The following is a 17,387-nucleotide window of genomic DNA, read 5'->3' as shown; positions in this document are numbered from 1 at the left end:
TGAGATGAAACAACGATATGCAGGATGGCTTCTGGCGGGCGCGCTGGCGTTAAACCTGAGCACGCTACAGGCCGCCGACATCACCATCACGGTGAACGGCAAAGTGGTGGCCAAACCCTGCACCGTTTCCACCGTTAACGCCAACGTCGATCTCGGCGATCTCTATACCTTCAGCCTGGTCCCGGCGGGTTCCGCTTCAGCGTGGCACAGCACCGCGCTCGATTTGAGCAACTGCCCGGTCGGCACCTCTCGGGTGGTCGCCACCTTCAGCGGCACAGCGGACAGCACCGGTTATTACAAAAACCAGGGAACCGCGGGCAACATCCAGCTCGAACTGCAGGATGACAGCGGCACCACGCTCAACAACGGGGCGCAAAAATCGGTTCAGGTTGACGATAGCTCGCAGTCGGCGCGTTTCCCGCTGCAGGTCCGGGCCCTGTCGGTCAACGGCGGCGCCACCCAGGGAACTATTCAGGCGGTGATTAGCGTCACCTATACCTACGCCTGAGCCAGGAGAGTTTGTTTATGAAAAAAGTCATCGCTCTGTTTACCACGCTGCTGTTAATGGGCTGGTCGCTTAATGCCTGGTCCTTCGCCTGTAAAACCGCCACCGGCGCGACCATCCCCATTGGCGGCGGCTCGGCCAACGTGTACGTCAACCTGACCCCGGCGGTCAACGTCGGGCAAAACCTGGTGGTCGATCTGTCGACGCAGATCTTTTGCCATAACGACTATCCGCAAACCATTACCGACTACGTGACGCTGCAGCGCGGTTCCGCTTACGGTGGCGTGCTATCGAGCTTCTCAGGTACCGTCAAATATAACGGCTCCTCTTACCCGTTCCCGACCACCACGGAAACCTCGCGGGTGATTTACGATTCCACGACCGATAAACCCTGGCCGACCGTGCTGTATCTGACTCCAGTCAGTACCGCTGGCGGGGTGGCGATCACCGCCGGATCGTTGATTGCGGTGCTGATCCTGCATCAGACCAACAACTACAACAGCGACTCCTTCCAGTTTGTATGGAACATTTATGCCAACAACGATGTAGTGGTTCCAACCGGCGGTTGCGATGTTTCCGCCCGTGATGTGACGGTGACCCTGCCCGATTATCCGGGATCAATGGCGGTGCCGGTCACCGTCCACTGCGCGCAGAATCAAAATCTCGGCTACTACCTGTCCGGCGCCACCGCCGATAGCGCGAATTCGATCTTCACCAACACCGCTTCGGCCTCGCCAGCACAGGGAATTGGCGTGCAGATGACGCGCAACGGCACCGTCGTTCCCGCCAACAGCAACGTCTCGCTGGGCACGGTCGGCACGTCGCCGGTCAACCTCGGCCTGACCGCCACCTACGCGCGCACCAGCGGTCAGGTGACGGCAGGCAACGTACAGTCGATTATTGGGGTGACGTTTGTCTACCAGTAAGCCCGACGCGCCTCAGGCGCAGGCCATGACAGACTATATCCTGTCCCCCTGCGCCATGGCGGCGGAGGGGTTAGCCAGAATGATCGATAACGGTGAACGGCAGCCCGTCTGGTTACAACCGCGGGTGCAAACCATGTTATCGATACCCGCGGCGGCTGGGGTCCGGCAAATAGTGGTTTTTCTGCCTGACGATCCCTGGTGGCTCTTGTTCGTCCTGCGCGAAGCGGCCTGGTTACTCACCCACGCTAAACGCCCCCTACCGATGGTGATCCTTAGCCGCAGCCCGGCACCGTGGTTATGGCAAACCTTGTTGCATCAGGTCGGCGACCGTCGACTGCTCGCCGCGGTGCAGGCGGTTTCTTCCGATCTGCCGTGGCGACGCCTGGCAGCGCTGCTGAAAGGCGGCCTGGTCGGTTACCCCGCACTACACCAACTCTCGGCCATTGAGGCATTGGCGCGCGGCAAGCCGCCGTCGGGGTTAAGCAAAATCGAGCTTAACGCCACCCTCGCCCTGCTGTACGGCCACAGCATCACCAGCCAGGCGCAGATCCGCGGCGTCAGCCAAAAAACGCTCTACAACCAAAGAACATCAGGATTAAATAAGATGGTGGAGTATCATCCGCATCTGGCGACCCGCTTTCCCGGGAGCCGAAGCAAACGTCTATCAGGTCAGTCGATGACCGCGCTGACCCCTTTCGAACGTGAATTTATCCACGCCATTCACTGTCGGCAGATTTTCCCCGTCTTCCAGCCGATCGTCGACGATCGTCTGCGGCTGCAGGGTATTGAGGTGTTGTCGCGCTGGCGAAAAGATGGCGCCGTGCTGCCGCCGGGAGAATTCCTGCCGCATATCCGCTCCGAATATGCGTGGCTGCTGCTCACCGCTTTCGTATTGCAGGAAGCGGTGCACAACATCAATCGCTACCAGGGCGAGTTTTACTTCTCGGTCAATATTCCGCCGTGCATCGCCAATCACGACAATCTGGCGCGCATGATGGAAACCGCCTGGCAACAGCTGCAAAATCCGCAGTGGGCTGACCGGCTGGTGCTGGAATTTGCTGAAACCGTCGATTTACAGCAGCAGGGTAAAGCAGTGGAGAATATGGGCAAAATCCAACAGCAGGGCTTTCGCATTTTCCTTGATGACTGCTTCTCAAATAGCAGCGTGATGTTCCCGGTGAGGTCGGCGCGCTTTAGCGGCTACAAGCTGGACATGAGCATCGTTAATGATTTTCAGCGCGACCCACATGCGCTGGTGCTAATTAAAAGCCTGATCTACTACTGCCAACTGATGCAGAGCCGCTGCATCGCCGAGGGGGTGGATAGCCTGGAGAAATTTAATCAATTGAAAGCGCTGGGCGTCGACCGTTTCCAGGGTTATCTGTTCTCGCCGCCGATTACGCGCGAACATCTGGGGGAAATTATCCAGCGCTTTCTCCCCGATCACCCCACCAGCAGACTGGCCGGGTAATGCTTGAGCCAGGAGACGGCGCCAGCCCTATCGCCGGCGCCACGGTTCAGGCGCGAATGTCGTCGTACTCGCGGGTATTATCAAATTCGTGTTTAGCAAACGGGCACAGCGGAATAATTTTACGCTGCTCCTGACGCATCTTCTCGACCACCTTCGCCACCAGCTGTTTACCGACGCCCTGGCCTTTCAGGCTGGGATCGACATCGGTATGCTCAATAATGCTCAGGTGCTCGCCGGTCGGGACAAAGACAATTTCCGCCACCTGGTTTCCCTCAGCGTCATTGACGTAAAATTTGTTGTGGCCTTGCAGAATTTCCATCGTTTCCTCGCTTATTTATGGCGATACTTCAACGCGCCGCTGGGACAGGTTTCGATCACTTTCACCACCGTCGCGACATCCACCTGATCGGGGATGATCCACGGTTTACGTTTCAGATTGAACAGCTTCGCGCTGCCGCGTACGCAGTTCCCCGAGTGCTGACAGATATCGGTATTGAAATAGACATCTATCTTCTCGCCGGTATAGGCCCGGTAGCCCGCTTCCAGTAGTTCCTTATCCATGACATTGCCTCGGTATTTTTATTGTGCTGCAGTAAAGAATAGCTCGCCGGATGACCACTGACTACGGAGAAATAAGAAACGACCTATTTCAATTATTTCGCTAATGATAAAGCGACTTTTTAATACCAACACGAAATTAAACTATTATCGAAGATAACCATAACTCGGCTAAGCAAACCATCGGCGCTATAATTTATCGCGATGTAATTACTTAATGGCATGAACATTCAGGTATCTTCCTTTGAAGCATATTGTTAAACGGGTGCGCCCGACATTGTTATTACTTCTTTTCACGGTCTCCGGCTGCTCGTTATCGCCCGCGATCCCGGTATTAGGCGCGGCATTCCCCGGCTGGTTCTTCTGCTTATTAGGTGGCGCATTGCTGCTGATTCCCTGCCATATCCTGATTGCCCGTAAAGGCTGGCAGGCGCGCTTTTCTCCGCTGGTATTAAGTTACCTGGCGTTAATGTTTCTGTTTGCCACCCTTCTGTGGTTCCTCCTTTTCGTAAATTAAATATCTATGACTAACTCCAGCCCAAACGTTTTACGGAAAAAATGGCCATTGTTGGCTCTCGTCCTCGCCGCCATCGTGGCGCTGATCGTGGTTATCTGGCAATTACAGACCTCGCCGGAAACTAACGACGCCTATGTTTATGCCGACACCATCGACGTGGTGCCGGAAGTGAGCGGGCGGATCGTCGAGATGCCCATCCGCGATAACCAGCGGGTGCAGAAAGGCGACCTGCTGTTTCGCATCGACCCGCGGCCCTATCAGGCGATGCTGGACGATGCCAAGTCGCGGCTAGCCACGCTGGATGCGCAGATTATGCTGACCCAGCGCACCATCAAAGCTCAGCAATATAACGCGCAGTCGGTCAGCGCCGCGGTAGAGCGCGCGAAGGCACTGGTGAAACAAACCACCTCGACCCGCATTCGTCTGGAACCGCTGGTGCCGCAAGGGTTCGCCGCACAGGAAGACCTCGATCAGGCGCGCACCGCCGAAAAAGCCGCTCGCGCGGAGCTTGAGGCCACGCTGCTGCAGGCCAAACAGGCAGATGCCGCGGTGACCGGCGTCGATGCTATGGTTGCGCAGCGGGCCGGGATCCTCGCGCAAATTGCGCTAGCGGAACTGCATCTGGAATTTACCGAAGTCCACGCGCCGTTTAACGGCGTGGTTATCGCCCTGAAAACCACCGTCGGCCAATATGCTTCCGCGCTAAAACCGGTCTTTACTCTGTTGGATAACGACCACTGGTACGTGATCGCCAACTTCCGCGAAACCGATCTGCAAAACGTCCGTCCGGGCGGCGCGGCGAAGGTCACGGTGATGACCAACCACAGCCGCGCCTTTGACGGCGTGGTGGATTCAGTCGGTTCCGGCGTCCTGCCGGAGGGCGGCAGCGTGATTGAAGGAATGCCAGTCATTCAGAAGAGTATTAACTGGGTGCATGTCTCGCAGCGTTTCCCGGTCAAAATCGCGGTGAAAGAACCCGACCCGGAACTGTTCCGCATGGGCGCCTCCGCCAGCGCCGTATTGCTGCCGAAATAAGGACTGGGTATGTATAACGTCTGGCCGTTTCTGCAACGGGAGCTTGGCGACGCGCCGGGGCGGGCCAACTACACCCTGCGCCTGACCCTGAGTTGCGCGGTGCTCATTACCCTGTTTATGACCCTGCAAATTCCGTTTCTCGCCGTTGCGCTGATTGTGGTGTTCTACGTCAGCCAGCCGAATATTCTGATGATTAAACTGGGCAGCGTCTTGTTCTTTATTACCATCAGCGTGGCGCTGGGGCTGGTGCTGCTGATCATTAAATGGACCTATGATTTTCCATTGATTCGCCTTGTCGCCTCGGTGTGTCTGTTCTTTGGCGCTATCTATTTGATGCGCGTGCTGGGCAAACTGGGACTGGCGTTTTTCGTGGTGGCGCTGGCGGTGATTTACGCCCAGACTTTCCCGTCAATGACCAGCCAGAGCGAGATTCTGGTGCGCCTGCTGCTGTGGCTGTGGGTGGCGATCAATACCGCGACGCTGGTGACGCTGCTGGTCAATGCCTGTTTCCGGCAAGCCTTCCCCGGCTATCAGTTCCGCGCCCGACTGGTGGTCATGCAGCGACAGGTCGCCGATGTGCTGACGCAGGATGCCAACCCGCCGAGCTTCAAAGATATCGCCGAGCGCTTTCAGCAACTGCAGGGGCTATTTAAGCAGGCTCGCTTCGCGGCGCCGGAAATTGCCGCCGAGCCGCAGCGCTGGCAGGCGTTGATGGCCGCCACCCTACGCTGCTATCACCTTGCGGCCTTGTTGCAGCCGGGTGAAGATCATATTGAAGCGCGCCAGCACATCGCCGCCGCGCTGCTGATGCTGACACCGCATATGAATGACGGCGCGGCATTTTCCTTCACGCCGCCAGTGATGGATCATCACGGTGCCAATAGTCTGATTTTACAGGAAATGGCGGAAGTACTAGCCTCGTTGGCGCGCGGCGAAACCATCGACCTGCCGAGCGGCGAAGCGGAGAAATCGCCGCTGCTGCTGCCGGACGCCTGGAGTAATCCGGCGTATCTGCATTTCGCTCTGAAAACGCTACTGGCAACGCTGTTATGCTACGTCTTCTATACTGCCGCCGACTGGCAGGGTATCCATACCATCATGCTCAGCTGCGTGATCGTCGCCCAGCCGGGGTTGGGGGCAACGATGCAAAAAACCGGGTTGCGCATCGGCGGCGCTCTGCTCGCCACTCTGCTGGCGCTGTTGCTGATTGTCTTTGTGCAGCCGTGGACCGAATCCATCGTCGGTTTGCTGGCGATGGTCCTGCCGGTGATGGCCCTCGCAGCGTGGATCGCCGCGGGCTCCGAGCGTATCGCCTACGCCGGGATCCAAATCGGTTTTACCTTCTCGCTCGCCTTCCTGAGCTGGTTTGGCCCGCTAACCAACCTGACCGAGCTACGCGACCGGGTCATCGGCATTTTGCTCGGCGTACTAGTCTCGTCAATCATCCACCTTTACCTGTGGCCGGATAGCGAAGCGCCGCAGCTTAAATGGCAAATGGCGCGCCTGTATCGCCAGATAGCCGGCTTCCTGCGTGCCAGCGATGACAAACCGCAGATGGTACCGCTGTTTCAGGCGTTGACCACCACAGAAACGCTGATGCACCGGGTCGCCGCCGAGCCGCTGGGCAGCTGGGCGCACCCGTGGCCGCAGGCGAAATCCTGGCCGAGTCAGTCAACCTGGCGGCAGGCGCAGGAGATTGTGCGCCTGAGCGAGGGCTACCGATTGTACGCCGCGCCGGGCGATCCTTTTTTAACTCGCTGCGCACAACAGCTACTGGCTTATGCCGATGATATTGAGCACCAGCAGGCGACGGCGACTAGCGCGCCGCTTGATGCCGATCCGGCTAATCCGTTCGGCGAACCGCTGGCGGCTTTACTGACCACGCTAGCGGGTTGGTCAGACGAACCTTCTGAAATTCCGCGACAGGCAGAACAGTCATGACAAAAATGGACGCCGCAGCACGTTTTCTGCGCTATTCACCCCTGGCCTTCGTGATGAGCCTGCTGGCGGGGTGCGCGCTGATTCAGGACGATCCGGGAGAGGTGCCCCTCGTTAATCCGCAGCAGGCACAGCTGGCGCAGGTGATTCATCTGGCGAATAGCGGCTGGCCGGCGGCCCGCTGGTGGGAGGGGTATCACGATCCCCAGCTCAATATGCTGGTGAATCGCGCGCTGCAAAATTCGCCAACTATGCAGGCAGCGCGGCTGCGCATCGCGCAATCACAATCCACCGTCGAACTGGCGCAATCGGCAATGGGCGTACAGGCCACCGCCGTGGCGGCGCAGAACCGCCTGCGCGTTACCGATAAGTCCTTTAGCTGGCCTTACTCCTATTCCCTGCCGGTCGATAAAAACGGTCCTTGGTATACCCTCAATACCGTAGGTGTCGGCGCGACGCTGAATATTGATTTGTGGGGCGCCGATCGTGCGCGCGTCGCCGCGGCGATCGGCGAGAAGAACGCCCGCCAGGCGGAAACCGCCGGTATCGAGCTGGACCTCGCCAGCAGCGTGGCGCAGCTCTATTTCGCCATGCAGGCGACTTTCCAGAAAATCGTCCTGCTGCAGCAGTTGGAAGAGATTGCTCAGCTATCGGTACAGGCCCATGAGCGCCGCGCCCAGCGCGGCGTAGAGGATAGCGTCGATATCGCCAATGCTCAGGCAGAACGGTTGGGCGCTCAGCAGCAGGTGATTACCGCCCGCGGTACACTGATCCAGTATCGCGAAACGCTGAGGGCGCTGATCGGCGCCGATGCGCAGAGTATGCCGGCGATCCATCCGGTAGCTTTACCAGCGCTGCAAGAAACGCTGCCGGATTCGCTCTCCTTTGAGCTGCTGGCGCGCCGCCCGGATCTGCAGGCTCTGCGCGGCTATGTCACCGCCTCGATGAGCCAGGTCGATGCGGCGAAAGCGGCCTTCTACCCGCATTTTGATATCAAAGCATTCTGGGGCTATAACGCGTTGAGCGTCGGCGATCTGTTTAAGTCGTCATTCCAGCAAATCAACCTGCTGCCGGGGCTGTATCTGCCGATATTCGACGGTGGCCGCTTGAATGCCAATTTGAAGTCAGTGCGCACGGCGAGCAATATCCTGATTAAGCAGTACAACCAGGCGGTGCTCGATGCAGTACGCGATGTGGCGATAAGCTCCAGTCAGCTAAACGACCTTAATCAGCAGGCGACGCTGCAGGAACTGAAAGTCACAGCGGCGATGGCCACCACCCGCAGCGCCAGCGCCCATCACCAGCGCGGCCTGATAAGCCGCTATACGGCCGAGGAGGCCCGGCGCCCGGCGATCGCCCAGCAGTTGTTATTGTTGGATATCCAGGCGCAGCGCCTCAGCACCGATGTCACGTTGATTAAGGCCCTCGGCGGCGATTACCGCGGCGTGGAACCGTAACCCTGCTGAGCGCAGCGCGGACAGGGAACTCCCCGGATGACGGCTTCGCCTTATCCGGGCTACCAGGCCCAGCGTCACGTTGATTACCGCGGCGCGAGCAGGGAAATCCCCGGATGGCGGCTTACGCCTTATCCGGGCTACCAGGATTACCGTTTCCATCCTCGGCTTACCTGGGGACTTGCCAATAAAAAAAGCCGGCGCGCTGCGCCGGCTTTTCATTTACCACTTTCGCTATAAGGCATTGGTCGCCGGTTTCTGCTCGGCGGACTTGCTGTTTTCCAGCATGCGGCGCACCGGCACGATCAGCACACACAACACTGCGGCACAGATCAGCAACGCCGTTGAGCAACGGGCAAACAGATCCGGCAGCATATCCAGTTGGTCAGCCTTCACGTGGCCGCCAATCAGGCCTGCCGCCAGGTTACCCAGCGCGCTGGCGCAGAACCACAGCCCCATCATCTGGCCACGCATTCTTTCCGGCGCCAGCAGGGTCATGGTTGCCAGGCCAATCGGGCTCAGACACAACTCGCCCAGCGTCAGCATCAGAATACTGCCCACCAGCCACAGCGGCGACACGCCCGCCCCACCGTTGCTCAGCACGTTCTGCGCCGCCAACATCATCAGGCCGAAGCCCGCCGCGGCGCACAGAATACCGACAACAAACTTGGTAATACTGCTTGGACGCACGTTTTTACGCGCCATCGCTGGCCACGCCCAACTGAATACCGGCGCCAGCAGAATAATAAACAGGGCGTTAATCGACTGGAACCACACCGCCGGGATTTCAAAATCGCCGATCATACGATTGGTATAGTCGTTAGCAAACAGGTTAAAGGACGTCGGTTTTTGCTCGAATGCCGACCAGAAGAATGCGGCGGAAACCAGCAGAATAAAGCAGACCAATAGACGCGCGCGTTCTTTACGGCTCAGTCCGGCAAAGACGAACAGGTAGATGAAGTAAAGCACCACCGACGCGGTAATCACGTACACCAGCATACTGGCGACGGCAACCGGGTTAATCACAATCACGCCCTGGGCAATCAGAGTAATCACCACCGCCACACCAACCGCCAGCGCCAGCAGCCAGGCACCAACGCCGTTTTTCTTCGCCACCGGGCTATTCCAGGTAGAATCAAGGCCGACTTCGCTGTCGTAACGCTTCATCGCCGGTACCGCAAACAGACGGAAAATCACCAGTGCTACCAGCATCCCGATACCGCCAATGCCAAAGCCCCAGTGCCAGCCATGGGATTTAATCAGCCAGCCGGAAATCAGCGGCGCGATAAACGACCCCATATTGATACCCATATAGAACAGCGAGAAACCGCCGTCCCGACGGCTATCGCCTTTCTTATACAGCGTACCGACCATCACCGAGATACAGGTTTTAAACAGGCCGGAACCAAGCACGATAAACATCAGACCGATAAAGAACAGATTGTTGCCCATCCACGCCGACAGGGCGATCGACAAGTGGCCCAGCGCAATCAGAATCGAGCCATACCAAACCGCTTTCTGCTGGCCCAGCCAGTTATCCGCCAGCCAACCGCCCGGCAAGGCCGCCAGATACATCGCCCCCGCGAAGATACCGACGATAGCCGATGCGTTTTCACGCGCCAGCCCCATGCCGCCGTCATAAACAGTGGCCGCCATAAACAGGATCAGTAAGGGACGAATGCCATAAAACGAGAACCGCTCCCACATTTCAGTGAAGAACAGCGAACCCAGAGGATAAGGGTGACCAAAGAAAGTCCGACTTTCATTTTTGTTAACAGAGGAATGCATAACTTCTCCCAATAAGGCGATCACAGCGCTTATCAATGACAAAAGGCGTGTTGACCATTTTTTCTACCCGCGTATTGTTCACACAGGAGTTAATATTATTTAACCATTTGATAACCAGATGACGGTTTTGTCTAGCCCCTACCCCGTATCTTTTAGACGAAAACTCGACTAAGCTCTACTTTTGCAGATTTTATGTTGGCTGAAGAGGGATAATGATTGACAGTAATATTTCTCACCACATCATTTACTTTATCCTTAATAAACAAAAAGTTAAAAACAACAACCACAGAAAGACTAAAGCATACGGCACAATACCGTCATATTGCTGAAATAATGCAATTATTAACTCTCTATTATTCTTTTTAGCCCCAATGCAAAACAATATATTTACATAACACCAACAAATCGATACATCATGCTGGATAAGATCAAAATATTAGCGATTGATATCATAATGAGATCTTATTAGTGATCTACGTCACAGATTAAGTCCAGGTCAGATATAAAATATGCCATACCTTCAGTCAATCATTTGAAAGGTGTAATCATGGAAAACAATAATAGGATGATGCCACATATAAGGCGGACAACACATATTATGATGTTTGCCCACCGTAACAGCTTCGATTTTCATTTCTTTAATGCCCGCTAGTCTTCCGACTACGGGCGCTTCAGCATACAGGTCTTCCTGCATCTTTAGTTGTTAATACAGGCACTCGCCTGTAGCTAACCGCGCTCGCCCTAATAAATCCTGCGATTTACCAGCCACCGGACTGGTAGGATTTATTGCATCTCAAAAGGTATTCTACTGATATTTATTATATCAGCGGCAGACTATTACCTTTTGTCCGGAATAATCAATTTCTCAGTCGAGAAATTGAGGGCCTGCTATTATCTGAAAATAAAGAGATAACAATGACTGATTTAAAAATTGCCGTTAGCCGTACATGTCCAAACTGTTTTTCTACCCAACGAAATATTGTCAACACAACAGAAACCAACTTTATTGATGTAGCCGCGGTGGTATTAACCCTGGAGGATATCGAGTGTGGTAAACTCGATGAATTAAAAGCTACCGGGTATAACATTCCGGTATTTATCGCCATTAATAAAGAAGAGGTTGTCCCGGCCGAATACCTGTCTTCGGTACAGGGGGTCTTTGAGCACGACGAAACCCGCAACGACTTCTATGGCCGCCAGCTGGAATCCGCCGCGCATAAATATGAAACCGAGTTGCGTCCGCCGTTCTTTAGCGCGCTGGTCGATTACGTCAAACAGGGCAATAGCGCCTTTGACTGTCCGGGGCACCAGGGCGGCGAGTTCTTCCGCCGTCACCCAGCCGGTAATCAGTTCGTCGAGTATTTTGGCGAAACCCTGTTCCGCTCAGATCTGTGCAACGCCGACGTCGCCATGGGCGATCTACTGATCCACGAAGGGGCGCCATGTATCGCCCAGCAGCACGCAGCGAAAGTGTTTAATGCTGATAAAACCTACTTCGTTCTCAACGGCACCTCCTCTTCCAACAAAGTGGTGCTCAACGCGCTGCTGACCCCAGGCGATCTGGTGCTGTTCGACCGTAACAACCACAAATCCAACCACCACGGCGCGCTGCTGCAAGCCGGGGCCACACCGGTATATCTGGAAACCGCGCGTAACCCGTACGGCTTTATCGGCGGTATCGACGCCCACTGCTTCGAAGAACGCTATCTGCGCGAACTGGTGGCAGAAGTGGCGCCGAATCGCCAACAGGACGCCCGCCCGTTCCGCCTGGCGGTCATTCAGTTAGGCACCTATGACGGGACGATTTACAACGCCCGTCAGGTGGTCGATAAAATTGGTCATCTGTGTGATTACATCCTGTTTGACTCCGCGTGGGTCGGCTATGAGCAGTTCATTCCGATGATGGCCGATTGCTCACCGCTGCTGCTGGATCTGAATGAAAACGATCCGGGCATTCTGGTGACCCAATCCGTGCACAAACAGCAGGCCGGTTTCTCCCAGACCTCGCAAATCCATAAAAAAGATAGCCATATCAAAGGTCAGCAGCGCTATGTCCCGCACAAGCGTCTCAATAACGCCTTTATGATGCACGCCTCCACCAGCCCGTTCTATCCGCTGTTTGCCGCGCTGGATATCAACGCCAAAATGCACGAAGGCGAAAGCGGCCGTAACATGTGGATGGACTGCGTGATGAACGGCATCAAGGCGCGTAAGCTGATCCTCGAAAGTTGCAAGCACATCCGTCCGTTCGTACCGAAAATGGTCGATGGTAAACCATGGCAGTCGTATGAAACCGCGCAAATCGCTGTTGACCTGCGCTTCTTCGAATTTGGCCCAGGCGAACGCTGGCACGCCTTTGACGGTTATGCCGAACATCAGTACTTCGTCGATCCGTGCAAACTGCTGCTCACCACGCCGGGTATCAACACCGCCAGCGGCGAATATGAATCCTTCGGCGTACCGGCCACCATTCTCGCCAACTTCCTGCGTGAAAACGGCGTAGTGCCGGAAAAATGTGACCTCAACTCTATTCTGTTCCTGCTGACGCCAGCGGAAGACATGGCCAAGCTGCAACAGTTGGTCGCCCTACTGGCGCGCTTTGATAAGCTGCTCGACTCCGATGCGCCGTTGCAGGAAGTTCTGCCGTCTATCTACCAGCAGCACAAAGAGCGCTATGCCGGTTATACCCTGCGCCAGCTGTGCCAGGAAATGCACGATCTGTATGCCCGTCACAACGTGAAACAGCTGCAAAAAGAGATGTTCCGTAAAGATCACTTCCCACGCGTCGTGATGAACCCGCAAGACGCCAACTACGCCTATCTGCGCGGCCAGGTTGACCTGGTGCCGCTGCCGCGCGCTGAAGGCCGCGTGGCCGCTGAAGGTGCCCTGCCTTACCCGCCGGGCGTGCTGTGCGTCGTCCCGGGCGAAGTCTGGGGCGGTGCGGTTCTGCAGTACTTCACCGCGCTTGAAGAAGGGATCAACCTGCTGCCGGGCTTCGCGCCGGAACTACAGGGGGTTTATATCCAGGAGCACGATGGCCGCAAACAGGTCTGGTGCTATGTCATCGCTGAAGGCAAGAAACAAAGCGCGCTGCTGAAAGGGGAAACAGTATGAGCAAATCCAGTAACAAGATGGGCGTGGTACAGCTCACCATCTTAACCATGGTCAACATGATGGGCTCCGGCATCATCATGTTGCCCACCAAGCTGGCGGAGGTGGGAACGATCTCCATCATTTCCTGGCTGGTGACGGCGGTAGGCTCGATGGCGCTGGCGTGGGCCTTCGCCAAATGCGGGATGTTCAGCCGCAAATCGGGCGGGATGGGCGGCTACGCCGAGTACGCATTCGGTAAGTCTGGCAACTTTATGGCCAACTATACCTACGGCGTTTCTCTGCTGATCGCCAACGTCGCGATCGCCATTTCCGCCGTAGGTTACGGTACCGAGCTGTTCGGCGCCACCTTGTCGCCCGTGCAGATTGGCCTGGCGACCATCGGGGTGCTGTGGATTTGTACCGTAGCGAACTTCGGCGGCGCGCGCATTACCGGCCAAATCAGTAGCATCACCGTATGGGGCGTAATCATTCCGGTCGTCGGCTTATGCATTATCGGCTGGTTCTGGTTTAGCCCGACGATGTACGTCGAATCCTGGAACCCGCACCACGTGCCGTTCTTCGGCGCCGTCGGCTCATCAATTGCTATGACGCTGTGGGCCTTCCTCGGTCTGGAATCCGCTTGTGCTAACACGGATGTGGTAGAAAATCCGGAGCGTAATGTCCCGATTGCCGTCCTCGGCGGTACCCTCGGCGCGGCGGTTATCTATATCATCTCGACCAACGTGATTGCCGGGATCGTGCCGAACATGGACCTGGCTAACTCCACCGCGCCGTTTGGTCTGGCGTTTGCCCAGATGTTCACCCCTGGCGTAGGTAAAGTGATTATGGGGCTGATGGTGATGTCCTGCTGCGGTTCGCTGCTCGGCTGGCAATTCACCATCGCGCAGGTGTTTAAATCATCGTCTGACGAAGGCTACTTCCCGAAAATCTTCTCCCGCGTCTCAGCGTCCGGCGCGCCGATTCAGGGGATGCTGACCATTGTGATCCTGCAAACTGGTTTATCGCTGATGACCATTAGCCCGTCGTTGAACAACCAGTTCAACGTGCTGGTTAACCTGGCGGTGGTGACCAACATCATTCCGTACATTCTGTCGATGGCCGCGCTGGTCATTATTCAGAAAGTGGCTAACGTGGAACCAACCAAAGCGCGCTCCGCCAACGTGATTGCCTTCATCGGTGCGGTATACAGCTTCTATGCGTTGTACTCTTCCGGCGAAGAAGCCATGCTCTACGGCGCTATCGTGACCTTTATGGGCTGGACATTGTACGGCCTGGTATCACCGCGTTTTGAACTGAAAAATAAACACAGCTAAGACTGCCCCCGGCGGCGCGATTGTCGCCGCCGGGGCTCAGGCAGGAGATCATACCCCCACATTAAGCTTGACCCTGAGGGAGTACAATTGAGTTCAATAGACGACTAGAATGCTATAACCGCTGATTTATCAAGGGAAAATCTCGTTATATGGCAATAGAAACCTTACAGCCCAGAAATATTGCGGGGCTATGGGGATAAGGATAAATTACAAACAGAGACTTTTTAAATCTGAGTATCGTATGTCTTATATGAGTACAGGGGTAAAATACGGTCTGCATTGCCTGATTTACCTTACCCGCTCTGAACCAACGCCCAGAGAAGCCAGTGTCCGTGACCTTGCTGAACTTCAGGGGGTTCCTGGTGAATACCTCGCCAAGCTGTTCACTAAACTCTCCAGGGCTAAACTAGTCACTGCAACCGAAGGGATTAAAGGGGGATTCAGGCTGGCTCGTTCCGCAAAACAAATCACTGTTCATGATGTAGTCATCGCCATTGACGATGTGAAACCGTTGTTCAGTTGTCGGGAAATACGCAGCCGTTGCGCTTTATTTCGTCCGGCATTCCCTACTGGGCGGTCCTGGGAACCAGCTCTGTACATGCAGTGATGCTTGCGGCGGAACAGGCAATGCGTCAGGAACTTCAACGTCATACCCTGGCTGACCTAGCCCGTCGAGTGTCAGAGAAACCCCCAACATGCCCAGGACATAAATACACCGGTATCCGTACAGATCACCCAACCGCCCACTGGTTATCAGAGGGGCTGCGAACGTGAAGGCGTAGCCCGCCACAACCAGCTCCAGACTGGTGTCGGAGATACCCAGAGAATGCTGAATAGACGGCGCGGCAACATTAACAACAAACAGATCGAATTGTCCGAGGAATGCACCGATCAGCACGATAAACAGCAAGAGGGGTGTCGGAATCTGAGGATGGTGTGGCATAAGTGAATCCCTGTTTTCTGGCAGGTGCAGAGAGGTATACCGGGTATTTCTTCTCTGCACTCAGGTAAGTATGTTTCTTGCAGAAACAAAAACAGGCGCATAGCATGCGCCCGCCGAAGTTAAAGGAAATAACGGTTACACCACATCCGGAATTTGTTGTTCTGGCGCGGGCTCCGGTAGTCCAGATAACGGTGTCAGCATTGATGAATTCGCCATTTTCCAGCCTGACACCCTGTTCGCTGATCTCTGCCACGCCTGAACCCATCTTCCAGGTAACACCCAATTCTGTCAGCGCATCAACAATAAAAGGTCGCGGACCGTCACCCAGTCCCTCACCGATTTCACGATTACGCTCTACAAGAATGATCTGGACATCAATGTCTTGCCCGAGAATTTCATGTAAACGGGACGGGAGTTCTGCGAAAATTTCCAGATCGGTAAAGCCTGCCCCGGACACTGCGAAGGTGTTTCGCGCGCAACTGGCGGGTTTATTTGCCAGCGATTTCAGGTGAGATTCCAGACGTGCTGCCGCAGCAATCCGGTCAATATTGTATGCATACTCTTGCAGTCCCGGAATTGGTGGGCAGAATAAATCTTACGCCAGTAGTGTTAAAAAGATCCTTCAACGGGGCTTTCAATCCTTCAGGAAACTCTTCATACAACCGTGGGCGAACATACAAAGATGCATCCGGAGCCACCAGGGCAACTTCAAGCTCATCATATCCTTCCTGCTCCAGCAGACGAACCGCGCCCAGAGCACTCCACATACCGGCAAAACCGGCACCAATCACGAGAATACGTGTCGTCATAATTCTTTCCTGCCTCACTATGTGGTCAGCTTTATCGCTACTGCAATAGCCCAGAGGGCGGTCCTGGGCGCAATATTTTTCTGTTGAAAAATGCATCCACTAGGGCAAAGAAACACGGGAATAAAGTTCATCAAAGCTGTCCGGACAGGCTTGCCCATATCAATCTGGTACGCAAATAATGTAATGATTTCTGGTCATTGAAATATGATATCTTCTGATCTTTCATCGGGGATAATGGAGCACAGCTACAGATTGCCCCTGCTCTGATTAAGGAGTTTTAATTGGCTTCACATATAGACAATACCCTGTTTGGCGGTAAACGTTTTGCCGCATTCCTCTTCGATATGGATGGGACGATTCTGACCTCTCTCGGTATTGCAGAGCGTATCTGGGGGGAATGGGCCGTACGCCACGGGATTGCTCCTGAATCATTTCTGCCAACAATTCATGGTGTTCGCGCAACAGAAACCATTGCCAGACAAAATCTCCCGGACGTTGATGTGTGGGCAGAAGCACAGTCGATTACGGAAGCAGAAATAGCTGATGTTAACGGTGTTGAGGCAATTGAGGGGGTTCGGGCATTTTTGTTATCACTGCCTGTAGACCGATGGGCCGTGGTCACATCTGCCCCACTGGCGCTGGCTCAGCGCCGGATTGAAGCGGCTAATCTCCCCCTGCCCCGGATAATTGTTGCAGCAGAAGATGTTGTTCAGGGTAAGCCATCACCCGAAGGTTACCTGCTGGCAGCGACAAAATTAGGCGTGAATGCGAGTGACTGTCTGGTATTTGAAGATGCACCAGCAGGTGTCAAAGCTGGCAATTCCGCGGGTTCGCAGATTATGGTCATTATCAGCAGCAATGGTCACCAGAACAAGGCACTGACTGATTATACTGGCGTGGTGAATTACTCTGGCATCTTTGCTGATACTAACAATGAGGGAATTCAGCTACGGCAAACAGATGTTTTGTTTGCGCGTTCCTGACCGGATATTTTGCTCACCGTGAATATTAGACGC

Annotated in this window: 16 protein-coding genes; 11 read left to right on the top strand and 5 right to left on the bottom strand. The window is 55.2% G+C overall.

Annotated features, from left to right (window positions below; translation table 11 throughout):
• Positions 1-4 precede the first annotated feature (4 nt).
• The 3 genes from PYR66_04255 to PYR66_04245 are packed head-to-tail and all read left to right on the top strand — an operon-like array spanning position 5 to position 2,902.
• Positions 5-508: a fimbrial protein gene (locus tag PYR66_04255; GenBank protein ID WEF28953.1), complete on the top strand. Its 504-nt coding sequence runs from the start codon at positions 5-7 to the stop codon at positions 506-508.
• A 17-nt stretch (positions 509-525) separates the two neighbouring features.
• Positions 526-1,431, top strand: a complete 906-nt coding sequence (locus tag PYR66_04250; protein WEF28952.1) for a fimbrial protein — start codon at positions 526-528, stop codon at positions 1,429-1,431.
• 25 nt (positions 1,432-1,456) lie between these two features.
• Positions 1,457-2,902, top strand: a complete 1,446-nt coding sequence (locus PYR66_04245; protein ID WEF28951.1) for an EAL domain-containing protein — start codon at positions 1,457-1,459, stop codon at positions 2,900-2,902.
• Positions 2,903-2,948: 46 nt separating this feature from the next.
• Here the strand turns inward: PYR66_04245 and PYR66_04240 are convergent, their stop codons facing one another.
• Positions 2,949-3,221 carry a GNAT family N-acetyltransferase gene (locus PYR66_04240; GenBank protein ID WEF28950.1) on the bottom strand — a complete coding sequence of 91 codons (273 nt, stop codon included), beginning with the start codon at positions 3,219-3,221 and terminating at the stop codon, positions 2,949-2,951.
• 11 nt (positions 3,222-3,232) lie between these two features.
• On the bottom strand, positions 3,233-3,463 hold the full coding sequence (yjdI, locus tag PYR66_04235; protein WEF28949.1) for a 4Fe-4S mono-cluster protein YjdI: 231 nt from the start codon (positions 3,461-3,463) through the stop codon (positions 3,233-3,235).
• Positions 3,464-3,704: 241 nt separating this feature from the next.
• Between yjdI and PYR66_04230 the strand changes: the two genes are divergently transcribed.
• From PYR66_04230 to PYR66_04215, 4 genes are read left to right on the top strand one after another with little or no spacing between them, the layout of a single operon-like run.
• Entirely contained in the window at positions 3,705-3,977 is a 273-nt protein-coding gene (locus PYR66_04230) for a YtcA family lipoprotein (GenBank protein WEF28948.1), read from the top strand.
• A 6-nt stretch (positions 3,978-3,983) separates the two neighbouring features.
• Entirely contained in the window at positions 3,984-5,012 is a 1,029-nt protein-coding gene (gene mdtN, locus PYR66_04225; GenBank protein WEF28947.1) for a multidrug transporter subunit MdtN, read from the top strand.
• A 9-nt stretch (positions 5,013-5,021) separates the two neighbouring features.
• Entirely contained in the window at positions 5,022-6,953 is a 1,932-nt protein-coding gene (locus PYR66_04220) for an FUSC family protein (GenBank protein WEF28946.1), read from the top strand.
• 5 nt (positions 6,954-6,958) lie between these two features.
• Positions 6,959-8,407, top strand: a complete 1,449-nt coding sequence (locus PYR66_04215; protein ID WEF30352.1) for an MdtP family multidrug efflux transporter outer membrane subunit — start codon at positions 6,959-6,961, stop codon at positions 8,405-8,407.
• Positions 8,408-8,638: 231 nt separating this feature from the next.
• Here the strand turns inward: PYR66_04215 and PYR66_04210 are convergent, their stop codons facing one another.
• A complete protein-coding gene (locus tag PYR66_04210) occupies positions 8,639-10,192 on the bottom strand; it encodes a peptide MFS transporter (GenBank protein ID WEF28945.1) in 1,554 nt (517 codons plus the stop codon).
• 547 nt (positions 10,193-10,739) lie between these two features.
• Here PYR66_04210 and speFL point away from each other — a divergent pair.
• The 3 genes from speFL (at position 10,740) to potE (ending at position 14,619) form a co-directional block, all read left to right on the top strand.
• Positions 10,740-10,844 carry a leader peptide SpeFL gene (speFL, locus tag PYR66_04205; GenBank protein ID WEF28944.1) on the top strand — a complete coding sequence of 35 codons (105 nt, stop codon included), beginning with the start codon at positions 10,740-10,742 and terminating at the stop codon, positions 10,842-10,844.
• Between the two features lie 263 nt (positions 10,845-11,107).
• The gene (gene speF, locus PYR66_04200) at positions 11,108-13,306 is read left to right on the top strand and encodes an ornithine decarboxylase SpeF (protein ID WEF28943.1); all 2,199 of its coding nucleotides are present in this window, start codon (positions 11,108-11,110) and stop codon (positions 13,304-13,306) included.
• Positions 13,303-14,619 carry a putrescine-ornithine antiporter gene (gene potE / locus PYR66_04195; GenBank protein WEF28942.1) on the top strand — a complete coding sequence of 439 codons (1,317 nt, stop codon included), beginning with the start codon at positions 13,303-13,305 and terminating at the stop codon, positions 14,617-14,619. The genes speF and potE overlap by 4 nt, the downstream gene beginning before the upstream one ends.
• A gap of 851 nt (positions 14,620-15,470) precedes the next feature.
• Here potE and PYR66_04190 read toward each other — a convergent pair.
• Together PYR66_04190 and PYR66_04185 are read right to left on the bottom strand one after the other, a co-directional pair.
• The gene (locus PYR66_04190) at positions 15,471-16,100 is read right to left on the bottom strand and encodes an FAD-dependent oxidoreductase (protein WEF30351.1); all 630 of its coding nucleotides are present in this window, start codon (positions 16,098-16,100) and stop codon (positions 15,471-15,473) included.
• A 4-nt stretch (positions 16,101-16,104) separates the two neighbouring features.
• Positions 16,105-16,371: a hypothetical protein gene (locus tag PYR66_04185; protein ID WEF28941.1), complete on the bottom strand. Its 267-nt coding sequence runs from the start codon at positions 16,369-16,371 to the stop codon at positions 16,105-16,107.
• A 281-nt stretch (positions 16,372-16,652) separates the two neighbouring features.
• Between PYR66_04185 and PYR66_04180 the strand changes: the two genes are divergently transcribed.
• Complete coding sequence (locus tag PYR66_04180; protein ID WEF28940.1) at positions 16,653-17,354, top strand: HAD-IA family hydrolase; 702 nt, start codon at positions 16,653-16,655, stop codon at positions 17,352-17,354.
• Positions 17,355-17,387 lie beyond the last annotated feature (33 nt).

The sequence above is a fragment of the Klebsiella aerogenes genome (assembly GCA_029027985.1).
Classification (GTDB): Bacteria; Pseudomonadota; Gammaproteobacteria; order Enterobacterales; family Enterobacteriaceae; genus Klebsiella; species Klebsiella aerogenes_A.
Note: the sequence above shows the minus strand (reverse complement) of the source record. Positions and strands in the feature narration are given on the sequence as shown.

What these genes read in the sequence shown, in the direction of transcription:
- PYR66_04215 (WEF30352.1), top strand. Translation starts at nt 6,959, where the DNA reads ATGGACGCCGCAGCACGTTTTCTGCGCTATTCACCCCTGGCCTTCGTG.
- PYR66_04245 (WEF28951.1), top strand. Translation starts at nt 1,457, where the DNA reads ATGACAGACTATATCCTGTCCCCCTGCGCCATGGCGGCGGAGGGGTTA.
- PYR66_04220 (WEF28946.1), top strand. Translation starts at nt 5,022, where the DNA reads ATGTATAACGTCTGGCCGTTTCTGCAACGGGAGCTTGGCGACGCGCCG.
- speF (WEF28943.1), top strand. Translation starts at nt 11,108, where the DNA reads ATGACTGATTTAAAAATTGCCGTTAGCCGTACATGTCCAAACTGTTTT.
- yjdI (WEF28949.1), bottom strand. Translation starts at nt 3,463, where the DNA reads ATGGATAAGGAACTACTGGAAGCGGGCTACCGGGCCTATACCGGCGAG.
- potE (WEF28942.1), top strand. Translation starts at nt 13,303, where the DNA reads ATGAGCAAATCCAGTAACAAGATGGGCGTGGTACAGCTCACCATCTTA.
- PYR66_04250 (WEF28952.1), top strand. Translation starts at nt 526, where the DNA reads ATGAAAAAAGTCATCGCTCTGTTTACCACGCTGCTGTTAATGGGCTGG.
- mdtN (WEF28947.1), top strand. Translation starts at nt 3,984, where the DNA reads ATGACTAACTCCAGCCCAAACGTTTTACGGAAAAAATGGCCATTGTTG.
- PYR66_04255 (WEF28953.1), top strand. Translation starts at nt 5, where the DNA reads ATGAAACAACGATATGCAGGATGGCTTCTGGCGGGCGCGCTGGCGTTA.
- speFL (WEF28944.1), top strand. Translation starts at nt 10,740, where the DNA reads ATGGAAAACAATAATAGGATGATGCCACATATAAGGCGGACAACACAT.
- PYR66_04210 (WEF28945.1), bottom strand. Translation starts at nt 10,192, where the DNA reads ATGCATTCCTCTGTTAACAAAAATGAAAGTCGGACTTTCTTTGGTCAC.
- PYR66_04240 (WEF28950.1), bottom strand. Translation starts at nt 3,221, where the DNA reads ATGGAAATTCTGCAAGGCCACAACAAATTTTACGTCAATGACGCTGAG.
- PYR66_04185 (WEF28941.1), bottom strand. Translation starts at nt 16,371, where the DNA reads ATGACGACACGTATTCTCGTGATTGGTGCCGGTTTTGCCGGTATGTGG.